The organism is Candidatus Mycobacterium methanotrophicum, from assembly GCF_023515995.1.
GTDB lineage: Bacteria > Actinomycetota > Actinomycetes > Mycobacteriales > Mycobacteriaceae > Mycobacterium > Mycobacterium methanotrophicum.
In genome coordinates, this window is record NZ_CP097320.1 from 3,478,475 (window position 1) to 3,495,701 (window position 17,227).

The 17,227-nt window shown below is 64.8% G+C and carries 21 protein-coding genes, 4 tRNA genes and 5 pseudogenes; 13 read left to right on the plus strand and 17 right to left on the minus strand.

Annotated elements, in window-relative coordinates; translation table 11 throughout:
- Positions 1 to 97 precede the first annotated feature (97 nt).
- A complete protein-coding gene (locus tag M5I08_RS17990) occupies positions 98 to 541 on the plus strand; it encodes an anti-sigma factor antagonist (RefSeq protein ID WP_249762887.1) in 444 nt (147 codons plus the stop codon).
- Here M5I08_RS17990 and M5I08_RS17995 read toward each other — a convergent pair.
- Positions 521 to 1,081 carry a maleylpyruvate isomerase family mycothiol-dependent enzyme gene (locus tag M5I08_RS17995; RefSeq protein ID WP_219068666.1) on the minus strand — a complete coding sequence of 187 codons (561 nt, stop codon included), beginning with the start codon at positions 1,079 to 1,081 and terminating at the stop codon, positions 521 to 523. The two genes, M5I08_RS17990 and M5I08_RS17995, sit on opposite strands and share 21 nt — an antisense overlap.
- Positions 1,014 to 1,496 carry an SRPBCC family protein gene (locus M5I08_RS18000; RefSeq protein WP_219068664.1) on the minus strand — a complete coding sequence of 161 codons (483 nt, stop codon included), beginning with the start codon at positions 1,494 to 1,496 and terminating at the stop codon, positions 1,014 to 1,016. Before M5I08_RS18000 ends, M5I08_RS17995 begins: the two co-directional genes overlap by 68 nt.
- A 76-nt stretch (positions 1,497 to 1,572) precedes the next feature.
- On the opposite strand from M5I08_RS18000, the gene M5I08_RS18005 reads away from it, so the two are divergent.
- Entirely contained in the window at positions 1,573 to 2,664 is a 1,092-nt protein-coding gene (locus tag M5I08_RS18005) for an IS630 family transposase (protein WP_219068662.1), read from the plus strand.
- Between the two features lie 86 nt (positions 2,665 to 2,750).
- On the opposite strand, the gene M5I08_RS18010 is transcribed toward M5I08_RS18005, so the two are convergent.
- Entirely contained in the window at positions 2,751 to 3,110 is a 360-nt protein-coding gene (locus M5I08_RS18010; protein WP_219068660.1) for an ArsR/SmtB family transcription factor, read from the minus strand.
- A gap of 137 nt (positions 3,111 to 3,247) precedes the next feature.
- Between M5I08_RS18010 and M5I08_RS18015 the strand changes: the two genes are divergently transcribed.
- On the plus strand, positions 3,248 to 4,612 hold the full coding sequence (locus M5I08_RS18015) for a 13E12 repeat family protein (RefSeq protein ID WP_219068658.1): 1,365 nt from the start codon (positions 3,248 to 3,250) through the stop codon (positions 4,610 to 4,612).
- Positions 4,613 to 4,617: 5 nt separating this feature from the next.
- Here the strand turns inward: M5I08_RS18015 and M5I08_RS18020 are convergent, their stop codons facing one another.
- The 7 genes and pseudogenes from M5I08_RS18020 to M5I08_RS18050 form a co-directional block, all read right to left on the minus strand.
- Entirely contained in the window at positions 4,618 to 4,833 is a 216-nt protein-coding gene (locus tag M5I08_RS18020; protein WP_219068657.1) for a uracil-DNA glycosylase family protein, read from the minus strand.
- Positions 4,834 to 5,170: 337 nt separating this feature from the next.
- Complete coding sequence (locus M5I08_RS18025; protein WP_255564733.1) at positions 5,171 to 5,833, minus strand: TIGR03557 family F420-dependent LLM class oxidoreductase; 663 nt, start codon at positions 5,831 to 5,833, stop codon at positions 5,171 to 5,173.
- Positions 5,803 to 6,015, minus strand: a complete 213-nt coding sequence (locus M5I08_RS26210; protein ID WP_255564732.1) for an LLM class flavin-dependent oxidoreductase — start codon at positions 6,013 to 6,015, stop codon at positions 5,803 to 5,805. Before M5I08_RS26210 ends, M5I08_RS18025 begins: the two co-directional genes overlap by 31 nt.
- Before the next feature lie 22 nt (positions 6,016 to 6,037).
- Positions 6,038 to 6,598 (minus strand): hemerythrin domain-containing protein, encoded by a 561-nt coding sequence (locus tag M5I08_RS18030; protein WP_219068655.1) that lies wholly within the window; start codon positions 6,596 to 6,598, stop codon positions 6,038 to 6,040.
- A 123-nt stretch (positions 6,599 to 6,721) separates the two neighbouring features.
- Positions 6,722 to 7,308: pseudogene (locus M5I08_RS18035) on the minus strand (SDR family NAD(P)-dependent oxidoreductase).
- A 201-nt stretch (positions 7,309 to 7,509) separates the two neighbouring features.
- A complete protein-coding gene (locus tag M5I08_RS18040) occupies positions 7,510 to 7,872 on the minus strand; it encodes a hypothetical protein (protein WP_219068654.1) in 363 nt (120 codons plus the stop codon).
- A gap of 402 nt (positions 7,873 to 8,274) precedes the next feature.
- Positions 8,275 to 8,478 (minus strand): annotated as a pseudogene (locus M5I08_RS18050) (oxidoreductase); the annotation flags it as partial.
- Between M5I08_RS18050 and M5I08_RS26990 the strand changes: the two are divergent.
- From M5I08_RS26990 to M5I08_RS18065, 3 genes and pseudogenes are all read left to right on the plus strand, one after another.
- Complete coding sequence (locus M5I08_RS26990) at positions 8,414 to 8,716, plus strand: hypothetical protein (RefSeq protein WP_370328504.1); 303 nt, start codon at positions 8,414 to 8,416, stop codon at positions 8,714 to 8,716. The pseudogene M5I08_RS18050 and the gene M5I08_RS26990 overlap by 65 nt on opposite strands.
- A gap of 49 nt (positions 8,717 to 8,765) precedes the next feature.
- Positions 8,766 to 9,003, plus strand: a pseudogene (locus tag M5I08_RS18060) (metal-dependent hydrolase); the annotation flags it as partial.
- Positions 8,992 to 9,603, plus strand: a pseudogene (locus M5I08_RS18065) (ferredoxin reductase); the annotation flags it as partial. The pseudogenes M5I08_RS18060 and M5I08_RS18065, both read left to right, overlap by 12 nt.
- On the opposite strand, the pseudogene M5I08_RS18070 reads toward M5I08_RS18065, so the two are convergent.
- The 3 genes and pseudogenes from M5I08_RS18070 to M5I08_RS18080 form a co-directional block, all read right to left on the minus strand.
- A pseudogene (locus tag M5I08_RS18070) lies at positions 9,581 to 9,838 on the minus strand (hypothetical protein); the annotation flags it as partial. The pseudogenes M5I08_RS18065 and M5I08_RS18070 sit on opposite strands and share 23 nt — an antisense overlap.
- Before the next feature lie 66 nt (positions 9,839 to 9,904).
- Positions 9,905 to 11,557, minus strand: coding sequence for an NAD-dependent malic enzyme (locus M5I08_RS18075; RefSeq protein WP_219068652.1), 1,653 nt, complete (start codon positions 11,555 to 11,557; stop codon positions 9,905 to 9,907).
- A gap of 175 nt (positions 11,558 to 11,732) precedes the next feature.
- Positions 11,733 to 11,804, minus strand: a tRNA-Val gene (locus M5I08_RS18080).
- A 168-nt stretch (positions 11,805 to 11,972) separates the two neighbouring features.
- Here M5I08_RS18080 and M5I08_RS18085 point away from each other — a divergent pair.
- From M5I08_RS18085 to M5I08_RS18100, 4 genes are all read left to right on the plus strand, one after another.
- Positions 11,973 to 12,045: transfer RNA gene (locus M5I08_RS18085), tRNA-Gly, on the plus strand.
- A 27-nt stretch (positions 12,046 to 12,072) separates the two neighbouring features.
- Positions 12,073 to 12,146: transfer RNA gene (locus tag M5I08_RS18090), tRNA-Cys, on the plus strand.
- A 14-nt stretch (positions 12,147 to 12,160) separates the two neighbouring features.
- Positions 12,161 to 12,235: transfer RNA gene (locus M5I08_RS18095), tRNA-Val, on the plus strand.
- A gap of 205 nt (positions 12,236 to 12,440) precedes the next feature.
- Complete coding sequence (locus tag M5I08_RS18100; protein ID WP_219068650.1) at positions 12,441 to 12,719, plus strand: DUF6338 family protein; 279 nt, start codon at positions 12,441 to 12,443, stop codon at positions 12,717 to 12,719.
- On the opposite strand, the gene M5I08_RS18105 is transcribed toward M5I08_RS18100, so the two are convergent.
- Entirely contained in the window at positions 12,713 to 13,513 is an 801-nt protein-coding gene (locus M5I08_RS18105; RefSeq protein ID WP_249762759.1) for a transposase family protein, read from the minus strand. The two genes, M5I08_RS18100 and M5I08_RS18105, sit on opposite strands and share 7 nt — an antisense overlap.
- Positions 13,514 to 13,633: 120 nt before the next feature.
- On the opposite strand from M5I08_RS18105, the gene M5I08_RS18110 reads away from it, so the two are divergent.
- Positions 13,634 to 14,116 (plus strand): DUF6338 family protein, encoded by a 483-nt coding sequence (locus M5I08_RS18110; protein ID WP_219070001.1) that lies wholly within the window; start codon positions 13,634 to 13,636, stop codon positions 14,114 to 14,116.
- A 179-nt stretch (positions 14,117 to 14,295) separates the two neighbouring features.
- Here the strand turns inward: M5I08_RS18110 and M5I08_RS18115 are convergent, their stop codons facing one another.
- Entirely contained in the window at positions 14,296 to 14,493 is a 198-nt protein-coding gene (locus M5I08_RS18115) for a hypothetical protein (protein ID WP_219069999.1), read from the minus strand.
- 161 nt (positions 14,494 to 14,654) lie between these two features.
- Between M5I08_RS18115 and M5I08_RS18120 the strand changes: the two genes are divergently transcribed.
- Together M5I08_RS18120 and M5I08_RS18125 are read left to right on the plus strand one after the other, a co-directional pair.
- A complete protein-coding gene (locus M5I08_RS18120; RefSeq protein WP_219069997.1) occupies positions 14,655 to 14,867 on the plus strand; it encodes a hypothetical protein in 213 nt (70 codons plus the stop codon).
- Positions 14,868 to 14,978: 111 nt separating this feature from the next.
- Positions 14,979 to 15,149, plus strand: a complete 171-nt coding sequence (locus M5I08_RS18125; protein WP_249762888.1) for a hypothetical protein — start codon at positions 14,979 to 14,981, stop codon at positions 15,147 to 15,149.
- 7 nt (positions 15,150 to 15,156) lie between these two features.
- On the opposite strand, the gene M5I08_RS18130 is transcribed toward M5I08_RS18125, so the two are convergent.
- A complete protein-coding gene (locus M5I08_RS18130) occupies positions 15,157 to 15,438 on the minus strand; it encodes a hypothetical protein (protein ID WP_219069993.1) in 282 nt (93 codons plus the stop codon).
- 168 nt (positions 15,439 to 15,606) lie between these two features.
- Positions 15,607 to 17,019: a PPE family protein, SVP subgroup gene (locus M5I08_RS18135; RefSeq protein WP_219069991.1), complete on the minus strand. Its 1,413-nt coding sequence runs from the start codon at positions 17,017 to 17,019 to the stop codon at positions 15,607 to 15,609.
- Between the last annotated feature and the right edge of the window lie 208 nt (positions 17,020 to 17,227).

The window sequence follows — 17,227 nt, forward strand, 5'->3', positions numbered from 1 at the left end:
AAATTTGATATCTGCTAATCGAGGTCGGTCTTCAGCATTGCAGGGCGGGCATCCCAAAAGTCGCGACGCACAGCGTCCGCCGACTAGGAGGACCAAAATGAGCACATTTGCCATCGCAGAGCCATCTGTTAGTCACCTCATGCTCAGCAGCCGCCTGGTTTCCGAACTCGCACAGGCCAAAAGCACGCTCCGGACGACCGCCGAGCGCATCGGCCGGGCAGTCGTCGTCAGCGCCGGCGGGGAGCTGGACGCCTCCAACGAAGGCACCTGGCGCCGCCTGCTCAGCGAGGCGGCCGCCGCCGCGGACCCGCCGGGATCGCTGGTGGTCGACGCCAACGGCCTGGACTTCATGGGCTGCTGCGCCTACGCGGCGCTGGCCGAGGAGGCGGAGCGCTGCCGTCGGCGCGGAGTCCAGCTGCGAGTGGTGAGCAATCAGCCGATTGTCTCTCGGATTGTCGCCGCCTGCGGGCTGGGCGAAGTGCTGGCGGTCGATGAGAGCGTCGACGCTGCGCTGTCGCTGTCAGACCCGGCCGACTGGTAAGCCTGCCGGGCCGGTCGCCTCGAGTCCATCGCCGTATGCCCAGTCCACGTCGGTGGCGATCAGCCGCAAGCCGCGGGCTTTCCGGGCGCCGCGCGTTGTCGGTGCGCGCAACGCGAGGTCGAGCACCCGCTGCAAGCGCTGCGGTGGGATGACCCGCTCAATGCCCAGGGGTCGCCGGATATCTTGCTGGTGGACCATCCCGTCTACCAAAGCGATCATGCCGCCGAATGCCGACGTCAGTCCGCGTGGCGGGATGCACGTGCGCATCAGCTCGCTGAGCTGCCGGGGCGAGCGTCCGGCGTACTCCGCAACACCGAGCGCGTTAATGCGCGCGGGCACGAGCCCGCCTTTGGCGAACCGGCACGCAAGCTGCCAACGGCTGAGCTGGTCATAGCTGATCACATGCGCGACGACGTCGCGCACTCGCCATAACTCGCACAAGCTCGGCAGCTCCCAGTGCTGCGGCGACAGTTCATCGAGGAAGGCGGCAAAGTCTTGGCGTTCCTCGCACGCCAGCTGCATCGTGGACGTGTCCTGCATCGGAAGCCTCAGTGACCCGGCGTGGCTTGCGTCGCTGCGAGGTCGACGAATCCGGCCAGGGTGCCCCGGTCCAGCCCGAGGGACCGTCGAAAATTGCTCGCATCCGGTCGGTGTGGTCGCCGTAGCGCTGCAGGTTGCGATGCCGTAGATCCAGTCGGGAGCGGCCCGGGCCCTCCTCGCTGAACGTCACCTCAACCTCGGTCTCGAACTCTGGATCGAACTGCCAATCGACTCCAATCTGCCAGAGCAACACCACTTTTCGCGGCGGATCATCCCAGGCAGCCACCCGCCCCCACTGACATTCGCTGCCGTCGACGCCGCGTTCGAACCACCGTCCGCCGGTTCGCGGTTCGATCACCACGTCGGCCAACTCGGATGCACCGATTGAGTGTTCGGTGGGCCAGAACTCGGTCATCCGTGCGGTGAACAACTCGAAGGCCCTAGTGGTGTGTCTCGCAAATAAATAGGTAGTTGTTCGGTATTCTGGTGGGATGAGTGCACCAGCAGTGCCATTGCCGTTGTCGGCCGGTGAGCGGGAAACGTTGGAGAGGCTGGCGCGGGCGCAGTCGGCACCGCATCGTCAGGTGCTTCAGGCCAGGGCGTTGTTGCTGGCTGGCGATGGGGTGGCCAACATGGTGATCGCCGAGGAGGTGGGGGTGACGGCGATGACGGTGCGGTCGTGGCGCAAGCGATTCGGGCAGGACGGGTTGGCCGGGTTGGAGAAGATCCGCGAGGGCCGGGGCCGCAAGCCCTCGATCAGCGAGCAGACCATTGCCGAGATCGTCCGGTTGACCACGACGACGACCCCGGTTGGAGCTACGCACTGGTCGTGTCGCACGATGGCCAAGCGGGTGGGAGTCAGTTCTGCAACGGTGCAACGTATTTGGTCGGATCTAGGGCTCAAGCCGCACCTGATCGACACGTTCAAGGTGTCCAACGATCCGAAGTTCGAGGAGAAACTCGTCGACGTGGTCGGCCTCTACCTCAACCCGCCGGAGAAGGCGATCGTGATGTGCATGGACGAGAAGTCCCAGATCCAAGCTTTGGACCGCACACAGGCCTCGTTGCCGATGGTGGCCGGCCGAGCGGGCACGATGACCCATGACTACAAGCGCAACGGCACCACCACGCTGTTCGCGGCGCTGGACGTGTTGACCGGCACGGTGATCGGCCAGTGCCTGCCGCGGCACCGTCACACTGAGTTCCTGAAGTTCTTGAACGCCATCGACCGCGAAGTCCCCCAGGGATTGCAGATCCATTTGATTCTGGACAATTACAGCACCCATAAGCACGCCGAAGTCGACCGCTGGCTCAAGCGCCACAACCGGTTTCATCTACACTTCATCCCGACCTCGTCGTCGTGGCTCAACCAGGTCGAGCGCTGGTTTCGTGACCTGACCGACAAGAATCTGCGCCGTGGAGTATTCGGCAGCGTGCCGGACCTGATCGCCAGTATCGAGGAATACCTCAACGCGCACAACGCCGATCCCAAACCCTACGTCTGGACCGCAACCGCCGAATCCATCCTCGCCAAAGTCCAGCGCGCACGCACAACACTCGAACAAGTAGTTAGCCAAAACTGAGACGGACCACTAGCCTGCTGCAGCGGCACACTCACTGACCGTAAAACCTCTACAGCGGAATCGGATTCGGTATCCATCGGTCTACTTCACCCCTTCTTGCCCCGACGGGGCCTGGTGCCGCGTTCGCGGGTGTCGTCGCGGGCTTCGGCTTCAGCGAGAATCGCGAAGTTGTCGAGAGTGGTCTCCCAGAACCGGTCGAAATACTCGCGCACAACACGTAACCCTGACTTATCGATGCGGTAGAGCCGCCGGGTGCCGGCCACCGATTCGATGACGAGCTCAGCATCTTTGAGCACCCGTAGGTGCTGGGATACCGCGGGCCGCGACACCGGTAACTGATCGGCCAATACCCCGACGGCGACCGGACCGGCTGAGAGCCTGTCCAGAATGCTGCGTCGGGTGCGGTCCCCCAGGGCATCCAATACGGCGTCCACGGAAGCAGCCATATCGGTAAGTATGTACGAACGGTAAGTAACTGTCAACCGCTCGTAGCGACTAACGCTTTTATCCACAGTTGGGTTTTTATCCACAGATTGGTGTTGCGGGCTGGGTTTTCGTCGGGCGGCGGCGATAGTGTTCGAACATGCATTCGAGTTGCGGTGAGGACGTGGTGAAGCGCTATGACGCGCTGCACGATGCGGTCTCTGACGTGCTCGACGTGCCCGCCGACGTGCTGACCACCCCGGAATGCCTGGCCCTGCTGCAACGTCTGGAAACCGAGATACGCCGCCTGCCCGCGGCCGGGCATGGCCTGATCAACCAGCTGGCCCGCCAGGCCAGCGAAGCCGAGCTGGGCGGCAGGCTGGCGCAGGCGTTGGCGAATCGGCTGCGGATCAGCCGCGCCGAGGCATCCCGGCGCATCCACGACGCCGCCGATCTGGGTGAGCAGCGCGCGCTGACCGGTGAAGCGCTGCCGCCGTTGTTGGAAGCCACCGCCACCGCCCAGCGGGCCGGTGACCTCGGCGCCGCCCACATCGCGGTGATCCGCAGCTTCTGTCATCGGCTGCCCGACTTCGTCGACCTCGACACCCGGGTACACGCCGAGGCGCAGCTGGCCCACCTCGGCGGTGCGCATCGCCCCGACGAGCTGGCCAAGCTGGCCGACAAACTCACCGACTGCCTGGACCCCGACGGCGACTTCACCGACGACGACCGTGCATGGCGGCGCGGCCTCACCATCGGAGCGGAGGGATACGACAGGATGAGCCCGATCTCGGGGCATCTGACCCCGGAGGCCCGCGCCACCCTGGATGCCGTGTTCGCCAAACTGGCCGCCCCGGGCATGTGCAACCCCGCCGACGAGACACCGTGCGTGGACGGTGTCCCCGCCGCCGACGCCGTGCAACGCGACACCCGCAGCACCGCCCAACGCAACCACGACGCCCTCAACGCCGCCGGACGTGCCCTGCTCGCCAGCGGTGAGCTGGGCCAGCACAACGGGCTACCCGCCTCGATCATCGTCACCACCACCCTGGATGAACTCGAAACCGCCGCCGGCAAGGCGCTGACCGGCGGAGGCACCCTGCTGCCGATGAGCGACGTCATCCGGCTGGCCTCCCACGCCCATCACTATTTGACGATCTTCGATCACGGCAAAGCGCTGGCGCTGTATCACACCAAACGCCTCGCCTCACCGGCCCAACGAATCGTGTTGTACGCCAAAGACCGCGGCTGCACGTTCCCCAACTGCGACGTGCCCGGCTACTACTGCGAAGCCCACCACACCGACCCCTACGCGCAATGCCACACCACCGACATCAACGACCTAACCCTGGGCTGCGGCGGGCATCACCCCCTGGCCGAACAAGGCTGGACCACCCGCAAAAACCACCACGGCGACACCGAATGGATCCCCCCAGCACACCTCGACCACGGCCAACCCCGCACCAACACCTACCACCACCCCGAAAAACTCCTCCACGACAACGACGACGACGACGAGCCGTAGCGGCGCTATCGTGTGCTCGTCGCCAGACCCTTACGCGCGCTGCGCAAGTCGGCTACCAATGACTTGTAGGCCAGTTCGCGGTCGGTGCGATCGCGCAGCACCGCCGACGGATGAACGGTAGCCGTCAGCCGCGGTCGCGGGTCCAGTCGAACGTGCATCTCAGGCGGCAGCTGCAACAGCTCACCGCGATGCGTGGAGACTCGAAAGGCGTTGCCCAGCAACGACTGAGCCGCGGTCGGGTCTGTAAGTTAAACGGTGTAACTCCTGAGGAAGAAGGAGAACACTGTGACTGATGTGATTATGGACGAGAAGATCGTCGAGCGGCCCGACATGCAGGGCGCGGTCCGGCTGGACGACCTCGACGAGCAGCTGATCGGGCAAGCTGGTGGATCGGGCCCGCTCGGAAGGGCTGCGGCTGACCGGCGAGGACGGCCTGCTGGCTCAGTTGAGCAAGCGGATCATCGAGTCCGCCGCCGAGGGCGAGATGGACGTCCACCTGGGCTACGCCAAGCACGACCCGGCCGGACCTTGGCCGGGGTCATGGCCGTGCGCCCTTGCTTACGCCGCCACCCCGGGCGCGACTTCGGACTGCCAGAAGTCGAAGAACCGGTCTTGGTCCGGGCCGATCTGCTGGATGTACACCTCGTCGAAGCCTGCGTCGGCGTAGGTGCGAGCGCGCTCGATGACGGGTTTGGCATCCGGCCCACATGGCATCGACTCCTCCACTGCCGAGGCCGGCACCAGGCTCGATGCCTGCTCGAAGTGCGCAGGTGTGGGCAATGTCTGGTTGAGCTGTCCGGGCAGTTGCTCGGTCCGCCACAGGCTGTGAGCGGTTTTTACCCCTTCTTCCTTGGTCTTCGAGTGGCAGACCCTGAACCCGGCTTGGGTGGGCTTGCCGGCTCCACCCGCCCGGTGAAATTCGGAGACCAACTCCCCCGACGGCATCGTGCATTGGAACCCGTCGCCGATCCGTCCAGCCAGCCGGGCGGCGCGCGGCCCGAAGCCGGAAATGTAGACGGGCGTCGGCTGAGATGGCAGCGTGTACAGCCGCGCCTGCTCGACGGTGAAATAGCGTCCGTCATAGCTGACCTGCCTGCCGGTGAACAGCTTTCGAATCACCGCGACCGCCTCTTCGAGCATCGCCCGGCGCGTCGCCGGCCGCGGCCAGCGTTGACCGGTGATGTGCTCGTTCAACGCCTCGCCGGCTCCCAGCCCGAGCATGAAACGCCCGCTCCGATGACCGACCACACGAACGAGCTCTGACCCTGCTCGTTGCTCCACGGGTGGAAGTGGTCGGAGATCCAGAGCCGTTCGAAGCCGGCAGCCTCGGCTCGGACAGCCTGCCGCACAAGCTCCTTGGGATCAAATTCCTCGCACGATAAGAAGTAGCCAAAACGCGTCATGCTGCGGGCCTACCCCTTGTCCTCAATGTTTACCCATGATGGTGTCGCGCGCGCGGTCCGTCATCGCCGCGAAGGGTCCGGCGAACAGGTTCGCGAGCTGCGATTCCACACCGGCGTGCGGCCTGGTGGGCGCGATCGCCTCGGCAAGCTTGGCGGCACGACCCATCCTCTCGAGCTCGTCGCTGCCCAATTCCTGCTCCAGCTTGGCGAACTCCTGCTTCTCCTCCTTCTCGGCGTGCTGGACAACCGCGTCGCGAAGCTTGGTCAACGTGTCGGTGAACGACGTGTCGTCGACGTCGAGCTTCTCCAGCTCGGACAGCACCGTCTTGGCTTCGTGCTCCTCCGCTAACCGCTCCCCAATCACCTTGTCGCCGTTAGGGATCTTCCGCTTCGCCCGCGGGTGAACGATCTCCTCTTCAGCGGTTTCATGTACGGCGAGCAACCGCCGCAGCTTGACGAAGGCCTCGCCTCGAGCCTTGCCGGAAGCAGCCAGCGTTTCAGCAAACGACGACTTGATCTGCTCGTGCTGGCCGACGAGAAACTGGACGACGTCGGTGGGCGTCTTTACCGCAGCATTAGCCATGGGTTCCTCCCAAATATCAGGCTTTGGCGCACCAGGCTGTGGTGCGCACCGAGTCTTGGCTACCCGGCGCTCGGGCTCACCAAACCGCTGACGCCGGGTTGCCTGGGAAGCGTGCCGGTCCCGTCACTCCGGTTCTAAGAGCGTCGAATTCGACCTAGCTGACGTGGAAAGACCGAAGAGCTGAACCACGCCGTGATCGCGGCCGGCCGGGTAGCCACCGTCGACGGCAATGGCTTGACCGATGACGAAGGACGCGTCGGGGGACACCGGGAAAGCCGACAGCCATGGCGGCGATCTCTTCCGGCAAGCCCATCGGTTGTAATGCGTGCTCTTCGGTGATGGAGGCTTCGGACCTTCCATGCGCGGCAAGCCGAAGACGCTGCCAGTCATCGGTGTTTCGGTGAAGCCGGGGCAAATGGCGTTGGCCCCGTACGGAGTACGACCCCGTCGATGCGGTCGGGCACGGCGTCCAGCATGGCCGCGATCGCGGCTTCGTCGGTCACGTCGGCGGTCACGAACCCGAAGTCGGGACCCAGGTCCGGCGGGGCGGCCCGCCCGGCGCCGACGACGCTGCCGCCTTCGGCCAGCAGGCGCTCGGCAGTGGCTAGCCCGATGCCCGACGCCGCACCTGTTACGACGACCGTGCGGGAAAAGGCCCGGTCAGTGCACGCAAAAGTCGGTCGTCTCGAATTCGGTTGCCGCGCAGTCAGAGCCCGAATTGGTCGTCGATGATGCCGAGCCAGATCTGCGCGACGTCCATGGCCACCTTCTCGCTGATGAACGCATGCTCGCGCATGCCGCGCGCCCGAGTCACCACCTGATCACGAACACCGGTCACTGGCGCCGCTGTCCCCCGCGAGCGGGAGATGCCCCCACCTCATCGCGTTGTGCCAATTCGTCGGCGCCGCGGGTCATCGGCGCCGCTGTTCCTCATCAGGATCGGGTGGCAGCATCATTGAATTAGCTGGCGGCCATGTCTTGACCTGGGCCTTCGCTGCCGCCTTTGCCTTCTCCTTGGCTTTTCGCCTTGCCTCAAAAGTGTCGTCGTCATCGTCTTCGTCGTCCTCGGGGTTGTCGTCAGTCTCGAAGACGACCTCGTACCACCGCTTGTGGGGTTGCACCCGCATTTCGACATCACCAGTTGGAGTCGCGCGTCTGACCTGGACGTTCTCCAGGGTCGGGTCGCGCCGGCAGATAAAAGCTTCGAGCGCCTCCGCCAACGCGACACCAGTGAGGTTGATGTCTGCGAGCGCCCTGCCCTGGTACATAGCCACGCCGCACATCTTGCACCGAAATCGCGCTGGACGCATCATTTTCCGACGTTGGCATGTCTGGGCCTCATCGCCCGTCGACGAGGCGCCTCACGTTGTGTCAGTACAGCGGAATCCAGATACGATACCGAAGAACCAGAAGCCGTTGCCGTTGAGTGTGTGTTGGTGACACTCTCATGCGGTGTCCCCTTGCAGGGTTTGGGTTTTGGCCTCACCGCTTCGGCCCCGGCGTGAGCGGGGTCTTACCGAAGCTTCGCCGGCGCCGGATGATCCGGCGTCGGCGCCATGGCCTGTACCAACCGTGATGGTTGGCCCGGGTACCAATGGGGGCCGTACTCAGCACCGCCCGCGCCGAAACCGCCGCGACAGTTCCTTCGTCAATCTAGGCATGAGCCGCGGGGAACCTCACAGCGGAAATTTGGTTCCCGTGAGCTGTTCGGACAGCTCCCACGGCGCAGCCGCGGTTGTTGCACGCTTGGCCGTCCAGTTGCGCCACGTCGGCTGGCTACGGCCGTACAGGCCGAAGCGCGGGCCGACGAAGGTGTTGCCCGGTAGCTCCTGCGACACCGCGTACAACGTCGGGCGGGCGCCGAAGTCGGCATCGGCGGACCTGGTCGCCGATCACATCGTGGCGCTGATGGACCTGCCGGCGCAGGCGGGCACCATTTTCAACATCACCGCCGATGACTACTACAACCTGATGGACATCACCCGGATCTTGCCCAAACGCTACGGCTACCGCTTCGACTACCACGACATCCCGGCGTTCGCCGAGCAGCTGGACCGCCGGTGCGGGCCGCGCGATCCGGTTCCTGCGGCGCGAGCGTCTGATCGCCGAGGAGACTGACGCGCAATGCAGTGCCTAGCCACTCAAGGGGCACTCATGGGGGTTGACCATGTTCACCGTCGATGACCAGGCAGCGGGCCCGCACGACGCGTCGCTCGATCACGAGCGCCTCGTCCTCCAGGCGCGTGACCTGCAGTTCGACTGGGCGAAGCTGCCGTTCTACTACGTGCCCAACGAGCCGTTCACCACCCATTTCTGCAACGTCTTGCACCTGTTGCTGCCGGCGGGCGAGGAGTTCATCGTCGAGGTGTTCAAAAACGCGCTGCCGCTGATCAGGCCACCGCAAGCGCGACCGCATGTACTCGGCGTTGTGCGGCGTGGGTGCGCTTTTCGGCGGCTTCGCTTCGGCATCGCGCTGGTCGCCATCGCAGGTAGTGCCGGTGCAGCGGACGATCACCGCGGTGGTCACCAAACGCGAACCGCTCACGCCCGACGCCGTCGCCTTGACGTTGGCCGATGCGCAAGGCGGATTGCCGCCGTCGTGGACACCCGGCGCGCACATCGATGTTCGGCTGCCGTCGGGGCGCCGTCGGCAGTACTCGCTGTGCGGTCCGTCCGGGCGGCGCACCGACTACCGTATCGCCGTGCGCCGGATCGCCGACGGCGGCGGCGGTTCCATCGAGATGCACGACACCTTCGAGGTGGGCGACACCCTCATGTTCGAAAGTCCCCGCAACGCGTTCTATCTCGTCACCGATGAGCACGACGTGTTGTTCGTGATCGGCGGTATCGGGGTGACACCGATCCTGCCCACGATCCAGGTGGCTGAACAGCACGGGATCAATTGGCGGGCAATCTATGCCGGCAGGGGGCGCGACTACATGCCGCTGCTGGACGAGGTGGTGGCGGTGGCGCCGGATCGGGTCACGATGTGGGGCGACGACGAGATGCTGGTCTGCGTCTCGCGAGCGAAAGGCGGTCGCGTGGTGGTCGACGCCTGAGCGACATCCAGGCCATGCGGGCGTCTGCGCGACTCGACGCGTAGATTTCGGCGAGGAACTGCTCGACGGCCACTGCCGCGTGTGCGGCACGGGGCGAGCCGAAGATGTCGAAAGCATGCTGCGCGAACGGCAACTCGGCGTAGACGGCCGGCTGGCGGCTGACCTCGATCAGCGCCGCGACTGGTTGGAGGCGTTTCGGCTCTTGAGCATGCGGCGACCCGAGACGTACGGCTCGCTCACCCGGCGATCATGTGCGCGTTCGGTACTCGGGAGTCCACCGCGCCTGGCTAATCCGTTGGGCGAGTTCATCATCGCTGCGTTTCGGGGCGACGCCGTCCGCCACGGCCTGTCCGGCGACGGCGTGTGCAATGCGCACTGCGACGTCGGGGACGTCTGACCAGTCCGGCAGCAGCGGCCGGTCGGGGTCGGCGAGGGCAGGCGATGCATCGCCCAAAGCCGCTGCGGCAGCCCGCATCATCTCGTCGGTGACCCGGGTGGCTTGAGCTGCGGTCACTGCGAGTCCCATCGCGGGGAAGATATAGACGTTATTACATTGTGCCACCGGTCTTTCCACGCCGTTGCGGCGTAGGGGCGCGAAAGGTGAGCCCGTCGCGATCAGCGCTCTCCCATCAGTCCAGTGGTCCAATTCGGCCGGATGCGCCTCCGCGCGGCTTGTCGGATTGGACAGCGGGAAGATGATCGGCCGTTCGGTCTTGCCGGCCATCTCACGCACGATGCTCTCGGTGAAGGCGCCGGCGGCGGTGGACAGCCCCAACAGAACACCGACGTCGATGTGGTGCACGACGTCGGCAAGCTGGGCCGGCTCCGTCAGCCCCCAACTAGCCACCCGATCGGCGGGCTGAGCAAACTCACGTTGCCCCGAGGAAAGATCGGTGCGGTCATCGGTGAGCAGGCCCGCCACGTCGATGGCCCAGATCCGTTCTTGCGCAGCCTGTTCCGATATCCCATCGTTCGCCATCTCCCGTCGGATCATGTTCAAGACACCTATGCCTGCCGAGCCTGCGCCGAGCATCACCACCTGCTGCTGCGAAAGCGGGCGACCCGCCACTTGGGCGGCACCGCGAAGTGCACCGAGGGTGACGGCGGCGGTGCCCTGAATGTCGTCGTTGAAGGTCAGCAGCTGGTCGCGGTAGCGGGCCAGGATCGGCTGGGCATGCACCGTGGCGAAGTCCTCCCACTGCAGCAGCACATCGGGCAGTTGTTCGCGCACTTCTGCGACGAACTGGTCGATGAAGGCGTAGTACTCGTCGTCGTCGATGCGCCGGTGGCGCCAACCGAGATAAAGCGGCTCTTCGAGGAGTTCGGCGTTGTCGGTGCCCACGTCGAGCATGATCGGAAGAGTGCGCGCGGGATCGGTGCCGCCGATGAGCGTGTAGAGCGACAGCTTGCCGATCGGAATGCCCATCCCGCCGATGCCCTGGTCACCCAAGCCGAGAATCCGCTGGCCGTCGGTCACCACAATCACGTCAACGTCGCGCTGCGGCCGATTGCGCAGCACCTCATCGAGACGGTCGCGGTCGGGGTAGGAAACGAACAATCCCCTTGGGCGTCTATAGATCTCGCCGAACCGGTGGCAGGCCTCCCCGACGGTGGGGGTGTATACGATCGGCAGTGTTTCGGGGATGTGGTCGTGCAGCACCCGGTAGAACAGTGTCTCATTGCGGTCTTGCAACGCCCGCAGATAGATGTGTTTGTCGAGATCGTCGCGACGAGTGCAGAATTCGTGCCAGCAGTGCGCGGCCTGCTGTTCGAGGGTCTTCACCGCGGTGGGCAGCAGTCCGAGCAACCCGTATCTGCGGCGTTCGTCCTCGGAAAAGGCCGTGCCCTTGGTCGTCAAGGCGTCGAACAGCGCGGCCTGGCCCCGCTTCTCGTCAGACATCGTCAGCATCCTTTCATGGGCAATCTCGCGGCGAGTCCGTTCAAAGACGCGGCGGGACCGTCGCGCAGACGGTGGTGGTGAACGCAGAGTTGCCCCGATTGCTCAAATCTAACGCTGCAACGCCCGTGGAACATGTCAAGGCCGGTGAGACGGCGAACATTGAGTGCAGATAGGGTGGTCCCGGCTGGGATCGAACCAGCGACCTTCCGCGTGTGAAGCGGACGCTCTCCCACTGAGCCACGGGACCGCGCCAAGGCGAACGACGTCGAAGGTTAGCACGTGCGCGCATTCCGGCAGAACGCGCTGCGTGGGCCAGCGGATAGCAGCGCGCCTGACGGCACGAGGAAGTTGTGCAGGCGAGCTCATTTGGACTATCGTCGTGCATCGCACCGGGCGACGATCTCGCCCGCTGCGCGCGGATGTGGCGCAGTTGGTAGCGCATCACCTTGCCAAGGTGAGGGTCGCGGGTTCGAATCCCGTCATCCGCTCGAGGGCGTAAGTGGCATCAAACCCACGGTGGAGTGGCCGAGTGGTGAGGCAACGGCCTGCAAAGCCGTGCACGCGGGTTCGATTCCCGTCTCCACCTCCAATTCTTTGACCCGGGCGCGGTTAGCTCAGCGGGAGAGCGCTTCCCTGACACGGAAGAGGTCGCTGGTTCAATCCCAGTACCGCGCACCAAGCGTTTGCGCTGCTTAGACGGTATTTTTAGCCGACTCTGCCGGTGCCGCTGCCAATACGCTGCCTACGCATCACGGGCCGACGAAATTTGCCCCCACCTCTGCGGGGACGGTTACCGGCATGTCGCAGCACCCGCCCGGCCCAGCCGCAGATAGCGTCGATGGTCAGCCTTGTGTAGAGGCTCGGTTCCACGAGGAGTAATGACATGCTGGCTAGCTGGCAACAGGCGGTCACGCTGCTGTTGGCAGTCATACCCGGCTTTATCTATCAAGGGACGCGGTCTCGACTGCGTGGTCCGACGCCCGACGAGCAAGAGGTCACCGTCCGCGTCCTCCGGGCACTGGCGACGTCGGGTTTCCTCGCACTGTTGTATGTGGCCGAGAATCCGCCGGATCGGCGGCTGACCGCATTGGCCTTAATTGGCTTGGTCTTTGCCGTGCCGATGGTCTTTCGCATTCATCGTTCACTGACGTTTTCTCAGTAATTTCCGCGTTGGAGAGTCGATAGTACGATCGCGGCGGCAACAACTGCGCCAATCCTGGTTGGACACAGGCGGATTCGACGGAGGCAGCGCCAACGCTGTTTGAGTTCGGCGTTGGCGCGTTCACCGATGGCACGCGCCGCGGTGAGCAGCATGTTGTAGCTCTGATTCTCCACGGCCAGGCCGCGGCCCTTGACCGGAGTGTGCACCCCGATCCCCGCTCCTTCGTAGCCCTTGTCGGCCAGCGTCGGCACCCCGTCGGCCGCGGACTTGTACAGCGCGCCCAGGCAGTGCGCGCGGGCGGCGGTGATGTCGTGCACGCTGCCCGGCTCGACCTCGCTCGACCACACCGGGAACCCGCCCGGGTCGGCCAGTATCTGCACATTGCCGCCCTGGGTTTTGTGCTTGCCCGAATACCACCGGTGATGGCCGGCCTCGTTGCGCTCGTCCACCCGGTCGATGGCGATCAGCGTCCCGTCCAGCGTCACGTGCGACCACTGTTCGGCCTTGGCCCGGTCGAGCACTTCGTGCAGGTCAGGAGCTTGTTCGGCGATCACGTCGATCGCCTCGTGCAGATAGCGGTAGCTGGTGGAGATCGGCAGCCCGGCCTCCATCGCCAACAACCGGATCGGGGCGTCGTCGCGGAACCACCGCAGCACCAGCTTGGCCTGCGTGCGCACCGTACCCGACCGCCGCCCGGCCCGCGTTCTGATCTCGCGCCGGTGAACGTGCAGCAGCGCGGTCACATGCAGCAGGGTTTCCTCCGGCACGTCGCAGATGGCAGAGTAGGTGAACACGTGGGGTCCTTTGCAGCGGAGCGGGTTTCCTCGTCGAAACCGAATCCTTGAGCAAGGACCCCACGCCCAGCCACTACGACACGCCGAAAACTCCAGTCACACCAGACTCACGAGCCCCAAGTGAGAAAACCTCACTACTGCAAAACACGCTTTGTCATCAGCAAGTGGTGCGTTAAGCGCAACAATGAGCGATTCAGCGTGTACGACCCAACCGCAACTGCGTGGGATTTCGCCGCGGACCACATGGGGCCGGGCTTCGTGCGCGTGTACACCAGCGACGACACGTGGGTGGGCGGCCGCTCGGAGGATAAGTCGTATTTCTCGGGCTACCCGGAAACTCGTGAAATCTTTCTCCAAGAGGCATGGGAGCTCGACGAGGATGGCGTGTTTATACAACCCATTCCGCGCACCGCCGGCGTCTGGATTCGCTGCGACGATGCTCAATTCGTTCAATTTCTGAAACCAGGCGAAGTCGCTGCGGCCGGCAGTAAATCCGCAGAGTCTGGTCAAGCCTCCAGCGGATACTCTAACGAGAGGCCAGTCGCCGTGCTGCCCCTTGGTAAGGGCAGGAAGTTGCGTGTGTCAGTCACCCACGGTGCGTAAAGGAAGGTGAGCCGCAGATGGCAGATCAAGAGCAGAAAGGCTATAGCCCCCGCCCCAAAACCGGTGGCCGGCGACCACCGCCCGCCGCGCGTCCATCGCCGCCGCCGCCACCGCCTCCCGGTGGTGGCGGGGTTCACAAAAAGGGATAGGGGCGCCCGCTCCCACGGCAAGGAGCGGCGCTAGCTGCTCAGCATGTGGCCGCCTGCGCTGGCCAGAGCGCCGATAGCTACCTGGTAAGCCGCGCCACGCAACCCCAGCGCAACCTGTTTGAGCTTGCTTCGCTCCGGCTCCGCGACAGACTCGTCTTCGCCAGCAGCTTCCAACGCCGCGATGAGCCGCTCAAGCATGTTCTCGGGCGTGGGCCATTGACCGGCCACCCGTAACGCCTCCCCAGTTGGCGGCCCCACAGCAATAAGGCGGCCGCCGAAAGAGCTGTCCAGGTGTCTTCCATACCGCCCAACGCTTCCACAGGTTGGGGCCCGGCTGCCGATCGGCGCGCCATGTGTCGGGAGCAATTCGGCTGCATAACGTGAGCCCGGTGAGTGATTTCGACTACCGGCCACAGCCGGGCTTCCTCAGTGAGTGGTCGTTGAGCGTTTCCGGGTACGACGATCCGGTTCTCAACGGCCAGGTCGACATTTTGCCTCCACGCCAACTTGTCGAGCTTGAAATCGAGATCCGGACGTGGGAGGAGGACTACGCCGAGGAGACTGGCGCAGCTCTGACACGAGTTCACGGAGGCTCGGGCTGACGGGAGTTCGAGTGGGACAACGGCGCGGATCATCGCTTTGAGTGGCAGCACGTTGTGTTCGATCTGCGGTGCCCGCGCTGCCAGCGTCCCGAGGTAGCCGAGATTCACATGGTGACTGACGAGGTTTGGGCCAGCTCAGGATTCAGCCGCCACGAGTGCTGGCGGTGCCTGGAGGAAGCCATCGGTCGGCGCCTCACACCGGCCGACTTCAAGCAGTTGCCTGCCAATACCGACGAGTCGTGGCACACCGAGGAGCTGCGTGAGCGAATCGGCTTGAGGTAGCTACGGCCTAAATGTGGATGTCCTCCTCGCCGGCGAGGCCCTCCATCTCGTCCTCACCAGGCGCCCGCGACCACGCACGGCACTCAAGCGTCAACATGGGGTCCAACGGGCACTCACCCAACTCCACACCCTCCGGCAACTCGACGCCGGGATGCTGCTCCTGCCACGCCTCCCGCGCAGTGCACCAGGCGTCATAGGCATCCACCCACTCGTCATACGTGAGCCCGCGGCCGTCAAACAGCAACAACTCGGCGGGAGGGGCCTCGCCAGCCGGCTCACGCTCCTGCATCACGCCCACCTCCAATCGGCGTCACCGACGCCATGTTGCCTGAGCGGCTCCACCGCGTCCGCGCCGCCTTCTTCAATATTCGTCGTGGCAGCGAAGTCGCGTCGAGTCATCCGCTGTAGTGGGGCGGTGCCGGACTTGGGCCCGGCCCAGTGCCGGAATGCAGACGGCCTAGCGACTGAGAAGTCGTCGCTTCTGTTCGCTGAATTCTTCGGCGCTGAGAATTCCGCAATCGCGCAGAGCGCCGAGGTCGCGCAACACTTCGGCGACTTCGCGCATTTCGGCCGCAATCCCCGTGGCTGGGCCGCGCGGCGACATGTTTTGCGCCGTCACGAGTTCACGATTCATCGCTCTCTTCGGGAGCGCCCCGCAGTCGCCCGTATTCACGTTGATGCGCGCCCGACGTCCGGGGCTGACGGCATTCCCGGCCGTTTGCCCGACCACGCTCGCCAGCGCCATCTGACCGAACAGGCTTCCCGGATTGGCTGCGAAGGCTTCCAAGGCGACACTGGGGCTGGCGGCCGGCAGAGCCGCCGCGGCCAGCTTGATCGCCGGAGCCGCTGTGGTCCAACCCAGCGGTATCGACAACGCCCCAACCGACGTCGCCTCACCCATGCCCGCCGATACCGCCGACCCGACCGCGCCCACCGGTCCCACCTGGCCCAACCGGTTCAGGATTTGACCTTCCACGCCGTTGATACGGTCCAGCGTGGTGGCGATGAACTCGTGCGTGTCAGCAAGCTGAAAGTGCGTGCCAATAATCATGTTGTCGGCATCGGATGCGGAAGCCCATGCCCCAGAGGCTGTGGCTAGTTCCGATCCTGCAAGGCCTGTACCCGCATAGGTCAGAGGCGATGTCAGCCCCAGGCTTTCTAAAATTCCGGCTAACCCGGATGTTGCCAACGGGGCCGCCGAGGTCCAAGGCGCGCCCGTCGCGAATTCTTGTAGCACTGTGGGCGCCGCGGAGGTCAGTTGCGACAACACCGCGGAGGTGTTCGTCGTGGCAGATGTGCCGGCGGATTGGCCGACCGTGGCCGCTTGGCCGGCCAGAGCGCTCGGGCGGGTGGTCGGGGCGGGCGGGGTGAACGGTGTCAACATCGTTGCCGATGCCGACGAACCCGCATAGCCGTACATCGCCACGGCGTCTTGGGCCCACATTTCGGCATACTGGATTTCGGTCGCCGCGATCGCCGGGGTGTTTTGCCCGAACAGGTTCGTCGCCACCAATGCGGTCAGCAGGCTCCGGTTGGCCGCGATCACTGTCGGAGGCACCGTTGATGCGAATGCGGTCTCAAAGGCCGCAGCCGCCGCCTTGGCTTGGCTGCCGGTTCGCTCCGCCATCGTAGCCGTGGTGTTCAGCCACGTCACGCACGAAGCGGCGGCGGCCGCCATCGCCGCCGATGACGAACCCAGCCAGGGCCCATTGGTCAGTCCGGCGATCACCGTCTGGTAGGAGGTGGCCGCCGCGTGCAACTCAATGGCCAGTCCGTCCCAGGCCGCCGCGGCGGCCAGCATCGGCCCTGAGCCGGTGCCGGCATACATGCGTGCGGAGTTGATCTCTGGTGGAATCATCGCGAAATCCATTACTACACAGCTCCTATCCTGTCACTCCGGTTGTCGGCGCCACTGTGATCAGCAGTTCCGGCGGTCTCGTCCTAACGGCGTTGGAATTCCTTATGCGCAAACGGAACTGGATTGGGTTAATCACCGTTTGTTGTCATCGTCTAAACGAGGCAGGAACGACGCCCGCGGCTCGGTACGTAGCTTCTGGCGCACGGTGCTATTCGCGCCC